Annotated in this window: 22 protein-coding genes; all 22 read right to left on the minus strand. The window is 40.2% G+C overall.

Translation table 11 applies throughout. The annotated features are described in order from the left end of the window. Positions 1 to 168: 168 nt before the first annotated feature. Positions 169 to 2244: a type I DNA topoisomerase gene (gene topA, locus D1953_RS07675; RefSeq protein WP_119116574.1), complete on the minus strand. Its 2076-nt coding sequence runs from the start codon at positions 2242 to 2244 to the stop codon at positions 169 to 171. Between the two features lie 261 nt (positions 2245 to 2505). Further along, positions 2506 to 3384, minus strand: coding sequence for a DNA-processing protein DprA (dprA, locus tag D1953_RS07680; protein ID WP_119116575.1), 879 nt, complete (start codon positions 3382 to 3384; stop codon positions 2506 to 2508). 157 nt (positions 3385 to 3541) lie between these two features. Then, positions 3542 to 4444, minus strand: coding sequence for a succinate--CoA ligase subunit alpha (gene sucD / locus D1953_RS07685; RefSeq protein ID WP_119116576.1), 903 nt, complete (start codon positions 4442 to 4444; stop codon positions 3542 to 3544). 20 nt (positions 4445 to 4464) lie between these two features. Further along, positions 4465 to 5625, minus strand: coding sequence for an ADP-forming succinate--CoA ligase subunit beta (gene sucC, locus D1953_RS07690; protein ID WP_119116577.1), 1161 nt, complete (start codon positions 5623 to 5625; stop codon positions 4465 to 4467). Positions 5626 to 5893: 268 nt separating this feature from the next. Continuing rightward, a complete protein-coding gene (locus D1953_RS07695) occupies positions 5894 to 6175 on the minus strand; it encodes an EscU/YscU/HrcU family type III secretion system export apparatus switch protein (protein ID WP_119116578.1) in 282 nt (93 codons plus the stop codon). Further along, positions 6172 to 8148 (minus strand): hypothetical protein, encoded by a 1977-nt coding sequence (locus D1953_RS07700; protein WP_119116579.1) that lies wholly within the window; start codon positions 8146 to 8148, stop codon positions 6172 to 6174. Before D1953_RS07700 ends, D1953_RS07695 begins: the two co-directional genes overlap by 4 nt. Before the next feature lie 23 nt (positions 8149 to 8171). After that, positions 8172 to 8972 (minus strand): ribonuclease HII, encoded by an 801-nt coding sequence (locus D1953_RS07705; RefSeq protein WP_425454256.1) that lies wholly within the window; start codon positions 8970 to 8972, stop codon positions 8172 to 8174. A gap of 198 nt (positions 8973 to 9170) precedes the next feature. Beyond that, positions 9171 to 10043 carry a ribosome biogenesis GTPase YlqF gene (gene ylqF / locus D1953_RS07710; RefSeq protein WP_119116580.1) on the minus strand — a complete coding sequence of 291 codons (873 nt, stop codon included), beginning with the start codon at positions 10041 to 10043 and terminating at the stop codon, positions 9171 to 9173. 37 nt (positions 10044 to 10080) lie between these two features. Further along, positions 10081 to 10641 (minus strand): signal peptidase I, encoded by a 561-nt coding sequence (gene lepB / locus D1953_RS07715; protein WP_119116581.1) that lies wholly within the window; start codon positions 10639 to 10641, stop codon positions 10081 to 10083. Positions 10642 to 10940: 299 nt separating this feature from the next. Then, entirely contained in the window at positions 10941 to 11288 is a 348-nt protein-coding gene (gene rplS / locus D1953_RS07720; RefSeq protein WP_119116582.1) for a 50S ribosomal protein L19, read from the minus strand. A 129-nt stretch (positions 11289 to 11417) separates the two neighbouring features. Continuing rightward, entirely contained in the window at positions 11418 to 12152 is a 735-nt protein-coding gene (gene trmD, locus D1953_RS07725; protein ID WP_119116583.1) for a tRNA (guanosine(37)-N1)-methyltransferase TrmD, read from the minus strand. After that, a complete protein-coding gene (rimM, locus tag D1953_RS07730) occupies positions 12152 to 12670 on the minus strand; it encodes a ribosome maturation factor RimM (RefSeq protein WP_119116584.1) in 519 nt (172 codons plus the stop codon). The genes trmD and rimM overlap by 1 nt, the downstream gene beginning before the upstream one ends. Positions 12671 to 12680: 10 nt before the next feature. Then, a complete protein-coding gene (locus D1953_RS07735; RefSeq protein ID WP_119116585.1) occupies positions 12681 to 13067 on the minus strand; it encodes a YlqD family protein in 387 nt (128 codons plus the stop codon). Between the two features lie 194 nt (positions 13068 to 13261). Further along, positions 13262 to 13492, minus strand: coding sequence for a KH domain-containing protein (locus D1953_RS07740; protein WP_119116682.1), 231 nt, complete (start codon positions 13490 to 13492; stop codon positions 13262 to 13264). 12 nt (positions 13493 to 13504) lie between these two features. Continuing rightward, on the minus strand, positions 13505 to 13777 hold the full coding sequence (rpsP, locus tag D1953_RS07745; RefSeq protein ID WP_119116586.1) for a 30S ribosomal protein S16: 273 nt from the start codon (positions 13775 to 13777) through the stop codon (positions 13505 to 13507). A gap of 142 nt (positions 13778 to 13919) precedes the next feature. Next, entirely contained in the window at positions 13920 to 15260 is a 1341-nt protein-coding gene (ffh, locus tag D1953_RS07750; protein ID WP_119116587.1) for a signal recognition particle protein, read from the minus strand. Between the two features lie 12 nt (positions 15261 to 15272). Further along, positions 15273 to 15605 carry a putative DNA-binding protein gene (locus D1953_RS07755; protein ID WP_119116588.1) on the minus strand — a complete coding sequence of 111 codons (333 nt, stop codon included), beginning with the start codon at positions 15603 to 15605 and terminating at the stop codon, positions 15273 to 15275. A 94-nt stretch (positions 15606 to 15699) separates the two neighbouring features. Further along, positions 15700 to 17394, minus strand: coding sequence for a vWA domain-containing protein (locus D1953_RS21690; protein WP_245979977.1), 1695 nt, complete (start codon positions 17392 to 17394; stop codon positions 15700 to 15702). Between the two features lie 6 nt (positions 17395 to 17400). After that, entirely contained in the window at positions 17401 to 18453 is a 1053-nt protein-coding gene (locus D1953_RS21695) for a VWA domain-containing protein (RefSeq protein ID WP_245979979.1), read from the minus strand. Continuing rightward, positions 18443 to 20206, minus strand: a complete 1764-nt coding sequence (locus D1953_RS07765; RefSeq protein ID WP_119116589.1) for a vWA domain-containing protein — start codon at positions 20204 to 20206, stop codon at positions 18443 to 18445. The genes D1953_RS21695 and D1953_RS07765 overlap by 11 nt, the downstream gene beginning before the upstream one ends. A gap of 9 nt (positions 20207 to 20215) precedes the next feature. After that, positions 20216 to 21079, minus strand: coding sequence for a DUF58 domain-containing protein (locus D1953_RS07770; protein WP_119116590.1), 864 nt, complete (start codon positions 21077 to 21079; stop codon positions 20216 to 20218). Beyond that, on the minus strand, positions 21076 to 22083 hold the full coding sequence (locus tag D1953_RS07775) for an AAA family ATPase (protein ID WP_119116591.1): 1008 nt from the start codon (positions 22081 to 22083) through the stop codon (positions 21076 to 21078). Before D1953_RS07775 ends, D1953_RS07770 begins: the two co-directional genes overlap by 4 nt. Between the last annotated feature and the right edge of the window lie 6 nt (positions 22084 to 22089).

Here is a 22089-nt window from a genome sequence, read left to right on the forward strand (position 1 = left end):
TCGTAAGAAATAAAAAGTTCATTCACATAGCCCCCAACCAAAAGAATCCCTCTCTTTTTTAGACAATAAAAAGCCGCAAACTTACATGATTGCCATTTCCTCCACTTACTTTTATCTATCCAATCTACACAAAGAAAAGGTGAGCATGGGCTCACCTTTTCTAACCATTTAACTTTGTGGCTCTTCTTTGTAATCACACTCTATACATTGAACTTGCATTCCTTTTTTCAGCTTCTTCTCTACTAATATGCCTTCGCATTTTGGACAGCTTCTTGGTAATGGCTTATCCCAGGAAATAAAATCACAGCTTGGATATGTATCACAACCGTAAAAGAGACGACGTTTTTTACTTTTTCGTTCAATGATGTCGCCTTCCTTACACTTCGGACACTTCACACCAATTTTCTTTACGATTGGCTTCGTATTGCGACAGTCTGGGAAATTGCTGCAGGCCATAAACTTTCCATAACGCCCCATTTTAAAGACCATCTCATGACCACATTCTTCGCAATCTTCGCCTGCTGGTTCATCTTTGATTTCGATTTTCTCCATTTCAGCTTCAGCTTTTGCTAAATCAATGGCAAAGTCTTGATAAAATTCATCAATTACTTTAATCCATTCTATCTGGCCTTCCTCGACACCATCAAATTGCTGCTCCATTTTAGCTGTAAATTCAACATCTAAAATATCCGGGAAAAACTCACGAATAAGCTCTAACACAATTTCTCCAAGCTCCGTTGGCACAAAACGTTTGTTATCGAGCGTTACGTATCCGCGTTTCTGAATCGTATCAAGGGTTGGCGCATACGTTGATGGTCGACCTATTCCAAGTTCCTCTAATGTACGGACAAGCCTTGCCTCTGTATAGCGTGGAGGCGGCTGCGTAAAATGCTGCTTCGGCTCTACATCTTTCGAAAAATAGATGTCACCTTCCACTACATCTGGCAGTAAATTATTTTTCTCCTCAACGGAATCATCCGTTCCTTCCACGTACACTTTCATAAAACCAGGAAACTTAATTTTCGAGCCATTAGCACGGAATAACACGGGGCCATTTTGAAGGTCAACGCTCATCGTATCCATAACCGCGGCAGCCATCTGACTAGCTACAAAACGCTCCCAAATCAATTTATATAAACGAAATTGATCACGAGAAAGAAATTCTTTTACCGAACTCGGTTCACGTAATGTACTCGTTGGTCGCACAGCTTCATGAGCATCTTGTGCATTAGTTTGTTTCTTTTCTTTCCTCTGCTCTGCTTGCATATATTCTTGCCCGTATGTGCTTTCAATATATGTATGCACTTCTTGCTTAGCCACGTCCGAAATTCGGGTAGAATCCGTTCTCATATAAGTAATTAACCCGACGGTTCCTTCTTTACCAAGCTCAATTCCTTCATATAATTGTTGAGCAAGCATCATCGTTTTTTTTGCACGAAAATTTAATTTTCGCGCCGCTTCTTGCTGTAAGGAAGACGTTGTGAAAGGCGCGGCTGGATTACGCTTACGTTCTTTTTTGGTTACGCCTGCAATCTTAAACTCACTGCCCTCTAAGTTAGCTAGTACTTTTTTTACATCTTCTTCACTTTTTAATTCCGTTCGCTCACCATTTAAGCTGAAAAAAGCACCTTCGAATTGTTCCTTTCCTTTAACAAAATCAGCTCTAATGCTCCAATATTCTTCCGGAACAAAATCTTTTATTTCTTTTTCGCGATCAATAATCATTCGAACGGCCACAGATTGAACGCGTCCTGCACTTAGTCCTTTTTTTACTTTTTTCCAAAGCAAAGGACTAATGTTATAGCCTACTAAGCGATCTAGAACGCGTCTCGCTTGTTGAGCATCAACTAGACTCATATTAATCGGTCTAGGTGATTTAAACGATTCTTTAATGGCATCCTTTGTAATTTCATTAAATACCACACGGCAATCTGAATGAATATCTACATTTAAACTATGGGCTAAATGCCAAGCAATTGCCTCTCCCTCTCTATCGGGGTCAGCTGCGAGGTAAATTTTCTTTGCTTTTTTAGCAGCGGTCTTTAATTCCTTTAATACAGGACCTTTACCACGAATTGTTATATATTTAGGCTCATAGTCATGCTCAACATCTACCCCCATTTGACTTTTAGGTAAATCGCGAACATGTCCCATTGAAGCTTTAACTTTATATTTTTTTCCTAAATAACGCTCTATCGTCTTCGCCTTCGCCGGCGATTCTACTATTACTAAGTAATCTGACATTCAACAAGTCCTCCTCAAAGAGGTAATATAAATCTTCACTATTATTAATCATTCAAAATTCATTTGTCAATATCTCTTTCCATTGTTAACCTCTATCTAGACAAAAAGGGGTTTTGCAAAATTTATAACAATTTTACAAAAATTTCAACCCTTTTTATAAAAATTCCCTGTATAAATTGTATTAATTTTGCACATTCTCCCTAAAATTCCCCTATATAAAAGGCCGGATGACTGAACCACCATATTGTTTAACAACATTATTTAAAAAAGATTCGCATACTCTTCCTCGATATCTGAAGCGGTTAGCACAAGCTTGGCTCCATCCTGAATTAATTGATTAGTACCCATAGACTGAGGACTTAAAATATTCCCAGGCAAGGCATAGACATCTCTTCCTTGCTCAAGAGCAGCCTGTGCTGTAATAAGTGTACCACTTCTTTTTCTCGCCTCTATAACAAGCACTCCTCTTGATAAACCGCTAATAATTCGATTGCGTACGGGGAACATCCATGGTTCTGCCCGTCTCATCGGAGGTATTTCTGACAATAAGAGACCTTGTTTCATCATTGTCTCTGCCAATTGTACATTCCTTTTCGGATAAATCTGCAGCAGCCCGCCTCCTAAAACACCGATGGTTTTTCCTCCTTCATTAAGGGTAACCATATGAGCAGCAGCATCAATGCCTGCGGCGACTCCACTAATAATAGTAAAGTTCTTCTCAACTAACTTGGGAAGAATAGCCTTTAATGCCCCTAGGCCGTATGTTGTCGGCGTTCTTGTCCCGACGATAGCTAATGTGTTCTGTTCCTTTAATAATTCTTTTCTCCCTTTCATATAAAGCACCCAAGGGGGGTCAAAGATTTGTTGAAGTAAATAAGGATATTCTTCGTCAAACATTGTTAAACACTGAATATGGCACTCTTCGTATCTCCTTAGTTTCTCCATAATAGAAAGCGAATGTAAATCGCGAAAGAACATTTGCAGCTTATTTGAAGGCAGCGGCACGATATCCTTCCATTCAGCATATGACTTTGTAAAAAGAGAAGATAGTAATGGATCGACTTGAACAATAGCCTGAATCGTTTTCCAACCAGCGCCGCGACAATGATGAAGATGGATAAGCTTGTCTTTTGGATTCAAATGAGGACACTCCTTACGGGGGGATTTTTTGAAGAAAAGTCGACAACAAAAGCATGCAGCACTTTGCCAAGTTGACTTTTTAGTACACCTACGATTTATACCTTAATACAACAACGCCTCTGACTTTAAATAAGTCAAAGGCGGTTTTCCTAATTATTTAACGCACTTTACTAACTTCATAAAGATCGTTCTCTTTTAAAACGGAAATTAAAGTTTCTCCAATGACAGACGGTGTGGCTGCCACTCGAATTCCGCATTCATTCATTACACGAATTTTTTCATCCGCTGTTCCTTTTCCACCAGAAATAATTGCTCCTGCATGCCCCATACGTTTTCCCGGAGGTGCAGTACGACCACCGATAAAGCCAACAACAGGTTTCTTCATATTAGCCTTCACCCAGCGTGCCGCTTCCTCTTCAGCTGTTCCACCGATTTCACCAATCATAATAACAGCATGTGTGTCTGGGTCTTCATTGAAGGCCTTTAATACATCAATGAAATCCGTACCATTGACCGGGTCACCGCCAATCCCAACAGCCGTACTTTGTCCAATGCCTGCATTCGTTAATTGATGAACGGCTTCATAGGTTAATGTACCTGAGCGAGAGACAACGCCTACATGCCCTTTTGTATGAATATAGCCTGGCATAATGCCAATTTTACATTCATCCGCTGTAATGACACCCGGACAGTTTGGCCCTATTAATCTCGTCTTTTTACCTTGTAAATATCGTTTTACTTTTACCATATCTAACACCGGAATATGCTCAGTTATACAAATTACTAAGTCTAGCTCAGCATCTACCGCTTCTAGAATTGCATCTGCCGCAAACGGAGCTGGAACATAGATAACAGAAGCGGTTGCATTCGTTTTACGCACAGCTTCTGCAACTGTATTATAAACAGGAACCCCTTCGATTTCTGTGCCGCCTTTCCCCGGTGTTACTCCCGCTACAATTTTTGTACCATAATCAAGCATTTGACTCGTATGAAATGCGGCTGTCGAACCTGTAATCCCTTGAACAATAACCTTTGTATCTTTATTAACAAAAATCGCCATAACATTCCCTCCTCCATTCATTAACCAACTAATGAGACAATTTTTTGTGCACCATCTGCCATCGACTCTGCTGCTGTAATATTCAAGCCGGATTCTCGTAAAATTTGTTTACCTAATTCAACATTTGTACCTTCTAAACGAACAACAAGCGGCACATCGAGTCCTAACTCCTTCGCGGCTGCTACTACTCCCGCAGCAATAATGTCACACTTCATAATTCCTCCAAAAATATTAACAAAAATTCCTTTAACCTGGCTATCTGATAAAATAATTTTGAATGCTTCTTTTACTTTTTCTTCCGTCGCACCGCCCCCTACATCAAGGAAGTTAGCCGGATCACCATTATAATGTTTAATAATGTCCATCGTTGCCATTGCAAGTCCTGCACCATTAACCATACAACCGATATTTCCTTCTAATGAAATGTAACTTAACTGATATTTAGAGGCTTCAATTTCTTTTGCATCTTCTTCATCTAAATCCCGATAAGCCACAACCTCTTTTTGACGATATAAAGCATTATCATCAAAATTAAACTTGGCATCTAAAGCTAACACCTGATTATCTCCCGTTACAACTAACGGATTAATTTCTACAATTGAACAATCTTTTTCAATAAACACTCTATATAATCCAAGCATGAACGTTACAGCTTTATTAATCACTTGATCTGGTATATTTATTTGAAAAGCAATCTTTCTTGCCTGATAAGGTACTAATCCAACAACTGGATCGATATATTCTTTAAAAATCTTCTCTGGATTCTTTTCTGCTACTTCCTCGATGTCTGTGCCCCCTTCTTCAGAGGCCATAAGTACGATACAATCGGAGTCACGATCCAAAACAAAACCGATATAATATTCCTTTCGGATATCGCACCCCTCTTCAATAAGCAATCGTTTTACTTCTTTGCCAGATGGTCCAGTTTGATGCGTTACAAGTGTTTTCCCAAGAAGCTCTTCAGCATATGTACGGACTTCTTTAAGATCTTTTGCTACCTTCACGCCACCGGCTTTTCCACGTCCCCCGGCATGGATTTGAGCCTTGACAACAACGACATCTGTCCCTAGTTCTTTTGCTGCATCAACCGCTTCCTCAACCGTATACGCAACTCGGCCATTCGGCACAGATACCCCGTATTGCTTTAAAATCTCTTTGCCTTGATACTCATGGATATTCATGTTCCCATCCCCCTTATTTCGAGAAAATATTCTCCAAAAAATCTTTGCCGCACAGCTTCTATATCAGTATATAAATAGGCTAATTTATTCCCCTTATAATCCCAGGTATTTAATAGCACTTTTATCATATACTTCCATTTTATTGTATAAAATGTTAAAAATATTGTCTACTATATTCTCTTATTAGGACCAGATAATTAACTAAAATAAAGAAAAAAACATAGCCTAAGCTATGTTTTTACTAAACTATAATTATATTAAAATAATTCTATTTGTGATGTGATCCTGCATCTCGATCCATTTTATAAATAAAAGCAAATACCTCAGCTACCGCGCGATACAATTCATCTGGTATGGTTTCATTAATATCCAATTTCCCTAGAAGCTCAGCTAGTGACGGATCCTTTTGGACAGGAATATTTAGCTCTTTTGCCTTTTCTAAAATGTTCTCTGCTACCTTCCCTTTTCCTTTCGCCAATACTTTGGGAGCCGGGTCTTTTTCAGAATCGTACTTCAAAGCAATAGCTTCTGCTCGTTTATCCTCTATCATATTCGAACATCCACTCCATTGTAGGAACCAGCCGCTGGATACGAAGTCGACTGGTTCCTTTTTTCCTTCTCATGTTTCATAAGCGTATTTTCAAATAATACACCAGATAATTTATAATTTAATTGTGCAAGACTGCTTCGTAAGAGACCGATATAAGGCCTTGCCATGTTTTCTAATATCTCACTTTGTTCATTCATGACAACGACTTTAATCACTCGATTTTGAACTTGCATATCAATAACCGTTTCCTTTAATTGTTCAAGATCTAAATAAAATAAAATTCTACAATAATTTGAATCAATGCCACCCTCTTGTGTTCGACGGCCGCTCCATTGTAAAGTAACATCAGTTTCATATTTCCCTATATTTAATGGTAACGTCAGCAAAACATTTTGAAGCGGCCCATTTTCTTGTGACATAATTTGCTGAGCCGTTAAACGATTCACAATCTGTTCCGCTAGCTCTTTAATACCAGCTGGATGCTGCTGTTCCTGAAGCAACTTAAGCAGCAGCGGCTTTAACGTCACAAGCTCTTCTTCTAAAGCAGCCGGATTCGCATTTTGCGCATGCGCCAGTACATGCTCGAATTGTAGCCCTAATATTTTGACGATGTCCTTTAAATGAGAATATACGGCGGTTCCTTTCGTCAAATCTATCATTTGAAACTCTGATGCTAGTACTTGTAAAACTGCTCTTTCATGTGGTAATACCGAGCGCTCAGAAGGATTTTGTGAAAATGATAACAATTGGTTCGCTAAAGCCTCTTTCGCACCATTTACCTGTGAATGATTTGGATTCAACAAATGTAAAAATGATGCTAGAACAGATTTGCTCTCACTTTCAGTAACTAGCATTTCCATTACGTTCATCGTCAACTTTGGTAAATCCGTTTGCTGAGGATTTATCTTTAAAGGCGCAGCTAAATTGGCAGGTTGCTGAGCAAAATCAGCTGAGCTTACACTCGCTGTCGCCAGCTGTTGTCCTTGTACTAAGTTTGTTAATGGAGCTTTCGACACTCCTTGTTGCTCAGCCAACCAGTTTGTCACATTTTGAAGATGTACAATACGATGCTCTCCATTTCGCAGTGCTGTTTTATAATCAGCAAGCAACTGCATCCCTTGCTGCCACTTCATAGCAAGCTCTGTTTTAGCCTGAGGAACACCGCTTATTTGTGAATCTGTAACTAGTTTCGTTAAAAATTCTGCTTCCGAAAACGAAGAAGAAATCAAACCAACTTTTTGAAGTAAACTAAATGCTCCTGCTTTAAGGTCAGGAGATGCATCTGAACTTGCCCATTGACTTATAAGCCTCAATAAGCCTGTTTCTTGTAGATGTCCTTGTTTCGATAAAACAAGTGACTCTAGTACTTCTTTTAATTGACTCGTTGTCGCTGTGCCAGTAGATGCTGAAGTGAGCCTGCCAAGCAAATCGCCAAGCATATTATGTAGAGATTCGCCTTTAGACTGGGCTAATAGAGCTTTAAAAATATCCTCGACAAAAGGCAATTGTTGAACATACATCGTTTTAATCGTCTCTAAGCCAGATTGAGAAGAGTCTGTTAATTTCAGCCAGTGCAGGGCCGCTTGGAACGAATCTTTAGTAATAGGAAACTGATTTCTCATAAGAAACTCAGCAAGTTCTGCTGCCTCCGCATTCGCAGTTATCCCAAGATGCGCAATCAATTGCTGAGCAGCTGCTTTCATATTCATCGTCTGGGCGGCATGCGGTGTATCTAATACCTTTAACACCGGCTTCCTCTCATTAGATTGAACTTGCAGCCAGTAGCGTTCTCCTGCTTGCAAAGGAGCTTCTAAAGTAGAGATCAGTTTTTGATTGCCAATTCGCACTTCGGCTATTTGATTCGGGTAAATTTTATTTACTTTCCCGAAAAAGATTTGTCCAACTTTAAACGCGAGACCGGAATCTACATTTGTAGATGTATGGACTTGGGCTCCCATCGTTATAAATTGCACACTTCTCAGCTCCTTCCATACGTTTATCCACGATGAATCATTTCTTTAATAGGTGAAAAGCTTTTTCTATGCCATGGTGTCAGTCCATATCGGGATAGCGCCTCTAAATGTACGCTCGTCCCGTAACCCATATTATGTTCAAAACCATATTCAGGATATTGCTTTGCATATTCCTTCATCATGCGATCCCGCGTCACTTTTGCAATAATCGATGCTGCAGAAATAGAAATACTTTTAGCATCTCCTTTAATAATGGAATATTGCGGAATGTCCACTTCAAGCTCCATTGCATCAATTAAAAGATGATCCGGTTGCTCACGTAATTCAGAAATCGCAGTAATCATCGCTTTCTTCGTTGCCTGATAAATATTAATCGCATCAATTTCTTCATTATCAACAATGCCTATTCCGACCGCAATCGCTTCTTGCATAATCGTTTCATAAAACAATTCACGCTTTATTTCGGGTATTTTTTTAGAATCATTGAGTCCCGGCAAATAAAACGTCTCTGGCAACATAACCGCGCTCGCCACAACAGGACCTGCAAGCGGACCTCTACCTACCTCGTCAATTCCAGCAATAAGCGCAACCCCTTGCTTTCGCAACTCTCGTTCATATTGAGACATTGTGATAAAATGCTGCTTTAATTGCTGCTCTTTTTCAAACGAACGCTCCCATTTCTTCACTAAATTGATAACACCTTTACGCTCATCCTGTTGACATTGAATGAAAAAATCATCATGTGGATTCGTAATCTCTTGTAATTTCAATGCTATTTCTTTAATACTCATACGTGTGTCCATATTCTCACCTGTTATATTCATTATCGGCTATCCCACTGTTATTCTATAGCATCTAATTAGAAAAAACGCCACCGGTCCTTGATTGATAGATATTAGATTTAAATAGCTATTAGCCTAAGGGGGCAGGTATAAAATTAGACACCAACACTTATCAAAAATTGCATGCTGTCATATTGCACAAAAATACGGAGCGAAAACATCCGGCTCCGTATCAATTAATTATTCTTCTATATCTTCTCGTTCTTCACCAGGTACTTCAAATGTAAGAGGCCCTAATTTTTCCGAACGAATCTCTCGAACAACTAATTCAGCCGTCTTATCATAATCGACAAGTCCACCGCCAGCTAAACAGCCGCGGAATTGACCAACTGCATCGAAAAGCTCCACGGTTTCTTCTGGAATCTGGTCTAAATTATAGCGCGATTGCAGCCGCTCTGGATATTCTCTTTCTAAAAAGCGAAGGCCGTAGAGCGATACCTCATGTAAATTTAAAATAGTATCTTTAATAGCTCCCGTTAATGCTAGCTTCAAGCCTACCTCTTGGTCCTCAAATTTTGGCCAAAGAATTCCCGGTGTATCGAGCAGCTCCATTTCCTTGCCTACTTTAATCCATTGCTGCGCTTTCGTCACACCTGGTGTATTCCCCGTTTTAGCAATATTTTTCTTCGCTAATCGATTGATCAGTGTCGATTTCCCAGCGTTTGGAATACCGACAATCATCGCCCGAATTGCTCGTGGCTGCTTAATACCTTTCGCTCTCATCCGCTCATGCTTTTCTTTTAACAGCTCTTTAGCAGCTGCTGTAATCTGATTCAAGCCATTACCTGCTTGCGAGTTAATCGCAATAGCTGTTTTTCCTTGTGCTTTAAAGTACTCGAGCCACTTCTTTGTTTTCACCGGATCAGCCATATCTGCCTTATTCAATAAAATAATTCTTGGCTTATGTTGAATAATCTCATCAATCATCGGATTTCTTGAAGATGCCGGGATTCTTGCATCTACTAATTCAAATATAATATCAATTAATTTTAACTTTTCCGTTACTTCCCGTCTTGCTTTGGCCATATGGCCAGGGAACCACTGTATTGTCACTAAAAATCAACCTTCCTATTTCTAATGTTTCAACAATCTATTCGACTTTCCTGATATCTTTTATAGGCCAATAAACCGTATTTGTCTTACCTAATATTTTATCATACGGGATGACACCTATATGCCGGCTATCCTTGCTTAAACGACGATTATCACCCATAACGAATAAATAGCCTTCTGGTACCGTTTCTTGATTAATTTCTTTAATATCCTTTAATGTAAAAGATTCTGTTAGAGGGCCGCCATCTACTAACTTTGATTTATATTTATCTAAATAAGGCTCTTGATACGGTTTGCCGTTAATATAGAGCGTATCATGATCATACTCAACTTTATCTCCTGGCAAGCCAATTACACGTTTAATATAATCCTTGCCTTCTGGTGCCTCAAACACAATAATATCGAAGCGCTTCGGTTTGCCTATTACATAAGAAAATTTATTCGCAATGACTCGATCTGTATCCTTTAAAGTCGGCATCATCGAGTAACCATCCACAACAACTGGAGCAAAAAAGAATTGGCGAATGACCGTTGCGATAATAACAGCGACAATAATCGCTTTTATCCACTCTACTAGTTCATTTTTCCCTTTAGCCATGGTCACCATCCTCTTTAAATCAGGCATGTTCATCCATTCATCATTTTACCATCTTACTCATCTGATAGCGAGTAACTCCTGTTACCCAAGAATCTGTTTTTATTAAAACATTCTTCTTTAGCCCAGCGATGTTCACTAAGGCTGTTGACTAGGGACATGAACATACCTTGGGCACTAATCAATATATAAACACTTATACAAAAAAGGAGCCTGATAATCAAGCTCCTTTTTTGTATAATGCTATATAAGTTATAGCCTTTTGAAAACGGCAGTGCGTACCTCTTACTGAAATCGATAAATTAGCGACGAATTTCTTTAATACGTGCTTTTTTACCACGAAGTTCACGTAAGTAGTAAAGTTTCGCACGACGTACTTTACCGTGACGTACTACTTCTAATTTCGCGATTTTTGGTGTGTGAACAGGGAATGTACGTTCAACTCCAACACCGTAAGAAACTTTACGAACTGTGAAAGTTTCGCTCACTCCGCCACCGCGACGTTTGATTACAACACCTTCAAATAACTGAATACGTTCGCGAGTTCCCTCAACAACTTTAACGTGTACACGTACTGTGTCACCAGGACGGAACGACGGAAGATCAGTGCGAAGTTGTTCTTGTGTAATTTCTTGAATAAGTTTTTGCATTGATTTCATCTCCTCATGGATGCTCTTGCAAACCTAGCATGTCTACAGCGGAACATCGTTATAAGACTGGACATATTGCCCAAGTCACAAAAAATATTGTACCATAGGATGAACTGGAATACAATAGATTCATTGTTCTTTCTGAATCTCAGCTAATAATTTTTTTTCAACTTCTGAAAGAGAATAAGAATCAAGTAAATCCGGGCGGCGCATCCAAGTGCGACGCAACGATTCTTTCATTCTCCATTCTTCAATTTTTTTATGATTACCTGATAATAATGCATCCGGAACCTTCATACCGCGAAAATCAGCCGGTCTTGTATAATGTGGATGTTCAAGAAGTCCCGATGAATAGGAGTCAAGCACAGGCGAAGCTTCATTCCCTAATACACCAGGTAAAAGACGGACTACGCTATCAATAATGACCATGGCCCCTAGCTCACCGCCCGTTAATACATAATCTCCAAGCGATATTTCATCTGTCACAACATGTTCTCTAATTCGTTCATCATAGCCTTCATAATGTCCGCAAACGAAAATAAGATGCTCTTCACGGGCTAACTCTTCCGCTTTCTTTTGCGTATATCGTTCACCTTGCGGGCAAAGCAGAATTACACGCGGCTTCACCGTCGCCTCTCCTTGAAGAGTCTCCACTGCATCAAATATAGGCTGAGGCTTCAAGACCATCCCTGCACCGCCACCATACGGATAATCGTCCACCGTATGATGCTTATTGTCAGCATAGTCGCGAAAATTAATCACTCGATAGCTGGCCGCTTGTTTCTCCGCCGCCTTTTTTAGAATGGACGATCCTAAAACACCTTCAAACATTTCCGGAAAAAGAGAGAGCACATCAATCTTCATCAGTCTAATAATCCTTCCATTGGTGTAATAATGACCTTTTTATTTGTAATATCGACCTCTTTCACAATGTGCTCGATATAAGGAATTAATACATCCTTCCCTTTAGGACCTTTCACAACCCAAACATCGTTTGCACCCGGTGTTAAAATTTCACTAATGGTACCGACTTCTTCTTCGGTATCAGTGTATACGGTACAACCGATAATTTCATGAAAGTAAAATTCCCCTTCATCTAAATCCGTTAACTGAGACTCATTGATCTTTAAAATTCCATCGCGAAACGGTTCGACATCATTTACATTATGATAGCCTTCAAATGTTAGTAAATTAAAATTTTTATGTGTGCGATGTGAAGCAATTGTCAGCTCTAACGGCTCCTTATGCTTCTCCCTAAATAAGTAAAGGGTATTCCCTACTTTATAACGCTCGTCTGCAAAATCCGTTTTCGAAATAACCCGAACTTCACCTCGTATACCATGCGTATTGACAATCTTTCCAACGTTAAACCATCTTTCCATGCTGTCACCTCTACCGAATTTCTGACACAATGCCGTCTTTAATGACGATTGTTTTTGTTTTAGTTAGTTCTTCCCAATTCGCTCCAACTTGAACATCAACCAGGCTTTGAACCTCGCGTTCTTTTAACTCGCTCCCAATCGGCAGAATTTCTAATTGCTCCATTTGAAATTCCACTAATTTAATTTTTTCCAAGCGATTGTTAATCTCTTTCTCAAAATGCGACTTAAGAGTTGTTGGTTGTGTATGACGCGTTTTCTCTAGTTTTTTCAATTCAAAACGGAGTTGCTCACTTTCTTTTTGCAACTGCAAGCGCTTCGATTTGTACGCATCAAGGAGCTCATTCTTGCTGGATTCTGTCAACACTTGCGTAACGATAACATTTTGAAGAATTTTCATTCCAGCCCCCCCTATAGTATGTAGGATTTTTTCATACTTAAGCAACGATATGTATAAAAGAATATATGTATCTCGTGGTCGCAGCATTAACACTATAATCGCTTATCCTTCCAAATATTATCAAGTTTCATTCTATAGTTAAGTATATCGCAAAATAAATGATCGTACAAAAAAAGGAGGGGTATTAGCCCTCCTTATTCGGAAATCTCCAAATAGATTTTCTTTTGCTGTGAGGATCCTGCTGCATAAACTACAGTCCGAATCGCTTTCGCAACACGCCCTTGCTTGCCAATCACTTTGCCCATGTCTTCCTTATGAACCGAAAGAACATAAACGATTCGATCAGCCTCTTCCTTCACCGTTACAACAACCGCATCAGGATGATCAACAAGCGCTGAGACAATCGTTTCAATTAGAGTTTTCATCAACTTAGTTGATTACTTGCTGAATTTTGCATTATGGAATTTTTCCATGATGCCTTGGTTAGAGAAAAGGTTACGAACTGTATCAGATGGTTTAGCACCGTCTTGTAACCATTTAAGAGCTAACTCTTCGTTGATTTCTACTTTAGCTGGTTCTGCAACTGGATTGTATGTTCCAATTACTTCGATGTAACGTCCATCACGTGGTGAACGAGAATCAGCTGCTACGATACGATAGAAAGGAGATTTTTTAGCTCCCATGCGTTTTAAACGAATTTTTACTGCCATTTTAAATAAACACCTCCGAGTAGTTTCACACAAGATAATATGTTACCAAACACCTTGTATGTTTGTAAAGGTTTTTTTCTTAACAGATAGAAAAAACATTGTAATATAGAGCGTTGCGCCCATTTTCTCTATCTAAAAACCATTACATAAATGGGAATTTAAATCCTTTTTTCTTCCCTTTTTGCATATTTGTCATTTGTTTCATCATTTTCTTCATATCTTCAAATTGTTTTAGAAGACGGTTGACTTCCTGAATGGATCTTCCGCTCCCTTTAGCAATTCGTTTACGACGTGAAGCATTAATGATTTCGGGTTGTTCTTTTTCTTGCTTTGTCATAGAACGGATAATTGCTTCAACATGGCCAATTTGCTTATCGTCCACTTGAACATTATCCAACCCTTTAATTTTATTGGCCCCTGGAATCATTTTCAATAGATCATCAAGAGGACCCATATTGCGTACCTGGCCAAGTTGATCAAGGAAATCATCAAAGGTAAAAGTAGCTGTCCGCATCTTCTTCTCTAATTCTTTCGCCTTTTCTTCATCCACATTTGCTTGTGCTTTTTCAATTAACGTTAACACATCGCCCATGCCGAGAATTCTTGAAGCCATTCTTTCTGGGTGAAACGTTTCAAGCGCATCCATTTTCTCGCCCATCCCGACAAACTTAATCGGTGTATTCGTTACAGAACGAATGGAAAGCGCAGCTCCGCCTCGTGTATCACCATCGAGCTTCGTTAACACAACGCCCGTTAAACCGAGCTGTTCATTGAAGCTTTGCGCCACATTTACAGCATCTTGCCCTGTCATGGCATCAACAACAAGGAAAATTTCATCAGGCTTTGTGAGCTCCTTAATATCCTTCAGTTCATCCATTAGCTTTTCATCAACATGGAGACGACCTGCTGTATCGAGTAGCACATAATCATGATGTTCTTCCTTTGCCTTAGCAATAGCCTGCTTCGCAATCTCCACTGGGCTTACTTGATCGCCTAATGAGAAAACAGGCATATCTAATTGCTTACCTAGTGTTTGAAGCTGCTTAATCGCTGCTGGACGATAAATATCTGCCGCAACAAGCAATGGTTGTCGGTTATATTTTTTGCGAAGAAGATTAGCAAGCTTCCCGGTTGTCGTCGTTTTACCCGCCCCTTGAAGACCTACCATCATAATGACAGTTGGGGGTTTTGTTGCAACAGCAATCTTGCTTTGTTCACCGCCCATAAGCTCTGTCAATTCTTCTTTAACTACTTTAATAACCTGTTGACCGGGGGTTAAGCTCTTTAGCACTTCCTGACCTACCGCACGTTCACTCACTCGCTTAATAAAATCCTTAACAACTTTAAAGTTAACATCGGCTTCAAGAAGAGCTAAGCGCACTTCGCGCATCATTTCCTTAACATCCGCCTCGTTTACTTTCCCTTTGCCGCGAATTTTTTGCATCGTGCTTTGCAGTCGGTCGGCCAATCCTTCAAATGCCATTATTGCCGCCTCCTAATCTAACTTCTCAAGCGCTGCAATGGCCTGAGCCAGCTCCTCTTTTGTCACAGATTCGTGCTCAATCAGAGCCTTAAACTCAGCAATCCATCTATTACGCTGTTGAAATTTTTGAAATAACAAAAGCTTTGCTTCATATTCTTCAAGCATCGCTTCTGTTCTTTTTATATTGTCATATACTGCTTGCCTACTGACTTCATATTCTTCAGCAATTTCCCCAAGAGAGTAATCATCTAGATAGTAGAGGGACATGTAGCTCTGTTGCTTTTCGGTTAACAACGATTGATAAAAATCATACAAATAATTAATACGCGTTGTTTTTTCAAGCATGTTAGTCACTCCCTGCTGTTAAGTGAAAACCCTTTACAAGTTTATAGTTTACCTATTGACTACAGTAATGTCAAGCAATAATCCTTACCACTTTCTAATGTTTGCGTCGCTTCGCCTCTAACAGTCGTTTCATTCGCTCTTCACGTTCTGACGGAGACAGCTTTTTATCCATTTGCTTTAGCTGTGATTTTCCGGTTGCTTGCTTCTGTTCCTCTACTTGCATTGATTTATTAGGCCCTCTTTCAACCGTTTGTTTCGCCTGTTTCAAACGCTTCACAGTCGTTTCAGCTTTCGAACGTTCAATACCTTGCTTTTTCCTCGTAAAGAAAGAGCACAACCTTTGCCAGCCAAAACGGCGAATGATAATTTCGACAAAGAATAGCAAAAAGGCTGCACACAATAACCATGCACTTATACTCTGTTTGTGCTGGGACATCTCTTTAAGATCTCGAAATGCCGATGCCTCTTTTTTCAATTCTTGCCCACCAGACGTCGCAAGCAGTTCATCTATATATCGTTGATTCAATCCTTGCTGTACATACTCTTTTGAGTACGGAATCGTAAAACCTGTTTGATAAAGGTTTGAAGCCCCCGTTTCATGATCCTGCTGTACACTTAAAAAGTATAAGCCTGATTGATTCGGAACTGTCATCTCGTATTTCCCTGGTGCAACTAATTTCGGATGACTGTCAATCCGGTCGCCTTTTTCAGACACAATACTTGCAGATAACGGGTGTATATTATTCGTTGCCGCTTGAATAGATAATACGGTCTCATCACCGCTATGATCCATCGTAACCGTATATGGCTCACTCTCATACTTCGGTAATGTTGTCGTAATCATCTGATTTAAAAAGTTCCCCCATTGGTTCCAACGCGGCCAATTACCAGACCATTTCCCCATTATATCCGAAGTAAACGCAATCGTCGTGCCCATGCCATATTGCCACTCGGCAAGCACGGGGTCCTCTTTACCACTAATAAGAGGCTCTTTTGCCCGTTCTTTCGCTGTTGTTGCAATATAGGCATTCATTTGCGGCACTCCATCTGCAAAAAGAGAGTTCCAACCAGTTCCCTGTTGTATCGTTGGATAAAACCGGTTATCTTCAATATACGTCTTTGTCGCCATCACCGTTTCACGCGAGAGAATACTTGGAATGACAGAAGAATCAACGACGTCGTAATAACGGCCCGCTCCCCATTGAGCTAACTCTTCTAAAAGCAGCTTATCGGCATCATTTCCAATTGACACAGTGGATAACGTAATATTTTGTTCTTTTCCTTCTTCAATCAACGCTTCATAATCATTTCTAGGTGACTGACCGTCCGTTAATAAAATAATATGCTTTCTCTGTAGTTTCTTATCCTGCAACTGCTCATAAGCAAGCTCCAATGAACGATAAATTTCGGTGCCGCCCCCAGATGCAACGGAACGAATTTGGTCCATCGCTGCTTCCTTGTCCTTTAATGGCTCTGTTTCAACAATTTGCCAAGGTCGATCATCAAAGGCGATAAAACCAAACGTGTCGCCTTCTTCCAATAACTCCACAGACCTGGCAGCTGCTTCTTTCGCAAGAGATAATTTATTCCCGCTCATACTGCCTGAACGGTCCATAACAATGACTAAGCCTAATGATGGCATTTCTTTTTTTCCTTTCACATCCATATCGACCGGGAGCAGCTTTTCAATTGGGGTTTTAAAATACCCGCCAAGTCCAAAGCTATTTTCGCCTCCTGTCATCACAAAACCATTGCCGAATTCCTTTACAGATTGCTCAATTAACTGCATTTGGTTTTACGAAATAGACGTGGCTGATACGTTGTTAAACACCACACTTTGATACTGTAAAAACCCCGATAACGTTGTCGGCAATTTTTCTGGTACAATCGCTTCTACATCAAAGCCATTTCCCGATAAAATACTCGATAACGAACTTCGGTTTTCTTCAACAATCAACACTTTTGGCGTACCTTTAACATTTGTAATCGCATGCAGCGTGTTATTTTCAGCATAAGCATCTTCTTTCGCTGCAATTTCTGCTTTATACACATGCATGCCTGTTTCCGTTACAATATGCGAAAAGCCGAATACGTTGTTTCCTTCCTTGACAGCAACAGATTTTTTGATGATTTCTTTATCATTTAACGAAATGCGAATCGTTGCCTCTTGAGTAATATCGCTTGCTATCGATACCGAAATATCTGCCTTTTCTCCCTGATATAGAGAAGGAGAAACCGATAAATCCGTTAAAGAAGCATCTTTTTTGACTGGTACTTGAATCGGCACAACATCCAATTCAATCCCTTTATTATGGAGCAGTTTCACTGTTTCAGCGGCATGCCCTATCGTTTCATTTCCATCTGAAAACAATACAATTCGTCCGTTTTCATCATTCGAAATAAAAGAGGAAGCAAAGCGAATACCAGCTTCAATGGATGTCTCGGTTTCATCTACTTCACTACTAAGCTGTGAAATTACAGTCTCTTTCTTCGTTACCGCTTGCTCGGCTGCCGCATCGCCCCCAAACGAAGCAACAGCAAATGCATCATCAGCTGCTTTCTTATCAACACTCGCCTCAATCCAGGCCAGAATATCTTCTTCCTTATTATCTACACTCGCTGATTGATCCGCTAAAAAGACGACCGTTGTCCCTTTTACCGGTAGCAATAGCTGCGGAATTGTTAAAGCAAAAATAAGGAGAAAAAAGACGAGTGAACGAAGCGTTATTACAATGACTTTTTCACTACGGTTCATTGTGAGGCGGCTGTTTTTCCAAAAAGAATACATAAGAAACACACATGGAAGGAGTAACAACAGCAAATAAGGATACGTTAGTTCAATACCCACGACGGTACACCTCCCACTCTGCCATCAACAAGAGTAATGCGATACAAGCCAGCCAAAACCACAAATGATCCTGAATATTCTCTGTCGTCTCTCTTGACTGAGCTTCTTTTGGATTCATTGCAAAAGAAGGAGCCGCATTTAAGCTTTTTTCACGCTCATCCAATAAAACAGAAAAATAATAAGACTGTTCACCTGCTACACCTTCATACACGCCTGGTTTAACTGGGGCAATAAAACTTTCTTTGGCAAGATTAATCGTGTACAGATTGTTTCCGTCCTCTGTAAAAATACTTAAATCCGTTTGTTTATTTCCTAAGTTCAACCATTTTTCTTCTCCTGGCTGATAATATCCAAGAAAATTCGTTTGCTGTGTCAACCATTGATAACTGTTATATAAAAAGAGCGGGAACCCAGGTTGCAGCGGCCAATCTGTGTCACTTAATGCAAAATTGAGCGCAATAATCGGATAACCATGATGGGTTCCTTTTTGAATCAACGGCTGGTCTCCGCTTGCCAAAATCGTTTGCCATTCCTGATTAAGTGGACGAAAGGAAGAAGCGATATACACCTTTTTGCTATCAACATGCATAAATAATGGATCATCCGCTGCTGTTAATGTTTCAGTGACTTTCTGTTTCTTCTTCGCTTCACTTTGAATAAAAAGAAGCGGATACTCGCCTAGCTGCGTAAGACTCACTCCTTCTGCAATGACCATGCCATCACGACCAATTTTAGCAACATCATCAACTTGAATCACTTCAAGACCAAGCGTTTTTAATCCTGCTAGATAAAAAGGATTTACATCACCAACGGCATACACCTTATCATAGGATGTCGTTGAAATAGCGGTTAGTTCATTATCCGCTTCATAATCATCCGGTGTACGGATTACAGCTTGATAATATGGATGTGCTGGTAATGTTGGCATATTAACAACCGCTTCCTGATTCGCTGCTACATGCACTTTTTTGGAAAAAAGAAGCGTTTTACCACTCATCACTTGAAAATCCACTTGTTCATCGGCATCTGTTTCATTCGCAATCACAGCCACAGCCGAGACTTTCTCTCCCTCTGGTGCCGTACCAAACGAAAGCAATGAAAGGTTATCATGTTGACTATTATAATTATGTACAAACACCGACTGATCCTCTGAAAAAGAAGCAACATCCTCTTCGACCACATGGTCTGAAAACAAATGCACAACCGAATCCTTCGTTGTCACTAACGATCCGGCAAGCTCAAGCGCTTGATCCATGGCATCATACTCATACGAAAGTTCAAGCTCTTGAATCGCTTTTTGAAGCGCACGCTGATCTTGTTCATGATTCGCAATAATCTTTAGCTTTTGCCCAGTGCTAATAATCGTCACCTCTTGTTGATCTATCTCATCAAGCAATTTAAAGATATCCTCTTTTGCTGTCGCAAATCGAGTTTTCTCTCCTTCCTTTGCACTCATCGTCGCTGATGTATCAACAACCAAAATGAAATGATCACCTGCAGGCACTTTTCCATACCAATATGGACGGGTCAACGCCAGCATAATGAGCACTAGAATGAGCAATTGCAGCCAAAAAAGGAGATTATGCTGCAGCTTTTGTAGCCATGGTGATGCTTGCCGTTCATTTAATACTTGCTCCCAAAGCATATTCGATGAAACAGGTAACTGCTCATATTGCTTTCGAAAGAAATACAATAAAATGAAGGCTGCAATGAACAAACTAAATAAAAAAAAGAACGGACTTGCAACAGACATCTTCTCACCTCAATTCATAAACCCTTGTCTCGGTAAATCATGAAACAAAATCGTTTGAATGTCTTTCTCGCCGTTCATAAGGAAATATCGACAACCGAGTGTACGACAAATCGCTTCGAGTTGCTGATTATGATCGTTTAAACGTCTTTGATAGTTTTCAATTAACAGAGGATTCATACTGATATTTACCGTTCCTGCCGATTCACTATCAACCAGCTTCACGTCACCACTATAGCTTGGTTTCATTTCTTCCTCAGCTAATAGCTGAAACAACCAAACCTCCTGCTTCACCGAGCGCAGCTTTTTTAACGCTGCTTCTATGACATCTAACGGCTCTAATCCATCGGTAAGAAGAATGGCTAACTGTTGATTCTTCAATATTTGTTGACTTAATTGTGCAAAAAAAGCAGTTGTACTCTCCCTTTCTTCTAAACGTTGAATCTCATGAAAAACCTGCTTCCGATACACCGCTCCTTTACGGCGAATCGGCTGTATATTTGTTGAAGCGAATGGAACAAAAGAAAGTCGATCTTCGCTAGAAAGTACAATATGGCTAAGCGCGGCGGCACATAAACGAGCAAGATCCCACTTCCCGCTATACGTGCGCATCGATGAACTCATATCAAGATAGATTGCAATCGCTACTTCCTGTTCGTCCAAAAATCGTTTAATATAATGCTTTTGTGTTCTGCCGTACACATTCCAATCAATTTGACGTACATCATCTCCTGGCTGATAAACCCGAAAATCGGAAAACTCAAGCGATGAACCAAACGCGCTAGATTGCCTGGAACCTTTATGCATACCGCGCTTTCGTGTTTTCACAAGCAGCCGTTTCTTTTGCAGCCTTTCTAAAAAAGAAGATGCTATCATGATGCAGATGATCCTTTGCCTAACGTATACGCCGCTTCCACAATTTCAGCAAGAACGTGATCTGCCTGAATGCCACTTGCTTCTGCTTCAAAATTCAATAGCAAGCGGTGGCGTAACACCGGAATCGCTGTTTGCTTCAAATCTCCCGCCGATACATGATAACGCCCTGCAAATAGCGCTCTTGTTTTCGCCATTTTAATTAAGCTTTGTAAGCCACGGGGACCGCTGCCATACTGCACATATTTCTGTACAATTTCTGGTGCTGCTTGTGCATCTGGATGCGTCATCGTAACAATATCAATCGCATAATCTAGCATTTCCTCTGATAGAAGCACCTCTTTTGATAGACTTTGTAAAAATAATACATCCTCCATCGAAGCGACCTTTTCAATGGAAATCGACTCCGTACCAGTCGTACGCTTCATAATTTCCCTTAATTCTTCCTTGGAAGGATAACCGACAAGAATTTTACAAATAAAACGGTCCATTTGCGCCTCAGGCAGAGGATAAGTACCTTCTAAATCAATCGGGTTTTGCGTCGCTAATACAAAAAACGGCCGCTCAAGCTGTTTCGTTTCTCCCATCACTGTCACCGTTTGCTCTCCCATCGCTTCAAGCAATGCACTTTGGGTTTTTGGTGTGGCGCGATTGATTTCATCGGCTAACACAATATGTGAAAACAAGGGCCCTCTATGAAAGGCAAAGTGCTGTTTTCCACCTTCATCGGGCTGAAGCAGCATCGTTCCTGTAATATCTGCCGGCATTAAATCCGGGGTAAACTGAATGCGTGAAAAGCTTAAATCCATACTTTCTGAAATGGTCCGAACGAGCATCGTTTTTCCAAGACCCGGTAACCCTTCTAATAGCACATGCCCTCCTGCAAAAATACTCCAAAGTACTTGTTCAACGATATCCTCCTGTCCAACGATAAAACGGGCAATCTCTTTTTTAACGTCTTCTACGATCTGTTGTGCTTTCATAAACTGCATCTCTTTATCTGACATATTTCC

The organism is Peribacillus asahii, assembly GCF_003570725.1.
GTDB lineage: Bacteria > Bacillota > Bacilli > Bacillales > DSM-1321 > Peribacillus > Peribacillus asahii.

Coding starts and splice junctions, on each gene's coding strand:
- topA (WP_119116574.1), bottom strand. CDS start 2,244: ATGTCAGATTACTTAGTAATAGTAGAATCGCCGGCGAAGGCGAAGACG.
- sucD (WP_119116576.1), bottom strand. CDS start 4,444: ATGGCGATTTTTGTTAATAAAGATACAAAGGTTATTGTTCAAGGGATT.
- sucC (WP_119116577.1), bottom strand. CDS start 5,625: ATGAATATCCATGAGTATCAAGGCAAAGAGATTTTAAAGCAATACGGG.
- D1953_RS07695 (WP_119116578.1), bottom strand. CDS start 6,175: ATGATAGAGGATAAACGAGCAGAAGCTATTGCTTTGAAGTACGATTCT.
- D1953_RS07705 (WP_425454256.1), bottom strand. CDS start 8,972: ATGAATATAACAGGTGAGAATATGGACACACGTATGAGTATTAAAGAA.
- lepB (WP_119116581.1), bottom strand. CDS start 10,641: ATGGCTAAAGGGAAAAATGAACTAGTAGAGTGGATAAAAGCGATTATT.
- rplS (WP_119116582.1), bottom strand. CDS start 11,288: ATGCAAAAACTTATTCAAGAAATTACACAAGAACAACTTCGCACTGAT.
- trmD (WP_119116583.1), bottom strand. CDS start 12,152: ATGAAGATTGATGTGCTCTCTCTTTTTCCGGAAATGTTTGAAGGTGTT.
- rimM (WP_119116584.1), bottom strand. CDS start 12,670: ATGGAAAGATGGTTTAACGTTGGAAAGATTGTCAATACGCATGGTATA.
- D1953_RS07735 (WP_119116585.1), bottom strand. CDS start 13,067: ATGAAAATTCTTCAAAATGTTATCGTTACGCAAGTGTTGACAGAATCC.
- D1953_RS07740 (WP_119116682.1), bottom strand. CDS start 13,492: ATGAAAACTCTAATTGAAACGATTGTCTCAGCGCTTGTTGATCATCCT.
- rpsP (WP_119116586.1), bottom strand. CDS start 13,777: ATGGCAGTAAAAATTCGTTTAAAACGCATGGGAGCTAAAAAATCTCCT.
- ffh (WP_119116587.1), bottom strand. CDS start 15,260: ATGGCATTTGAAGGATTGGCCGACCGACTGCAAAGCACGATGCAAAAA.
- D1953_RS07755 (WP_119116588.1), bottom strand. CDS start 15,605: ATGCTTGAAAAAACAACGCGTATTAATTATTTGTATGATTTTTATCAA.
- D1953_RS21690 (WP_245979977.1), bottom strand. CDS start 17,394: ATGCAGTTAATTGAGCAATCTGTAAAGGAATTCGGCAATGGTTTTGTG.
- D1953_RS07765 (WP_119116589.1), bottom strand. CDS start 20,206: ATGTCTGTTGCAAGTCCGTTCTTTTTTTTATTTAGTTTGTTCATTGCA.
- D1953_RS07770 (WP_119116590.1), bottom strand. CDS start 21,079: ATGATAGCATCTTCTTTTTTAGAAAGGCTGCAAAAGAAACGGCTGCTT.
- D1953_RS07775 (WP_119116591.1), bottom strand. CDS start 22,083: ATGTCAGATAAAGAGATGCAGTTTATGAAAGCACAACAGATCGTAGAA.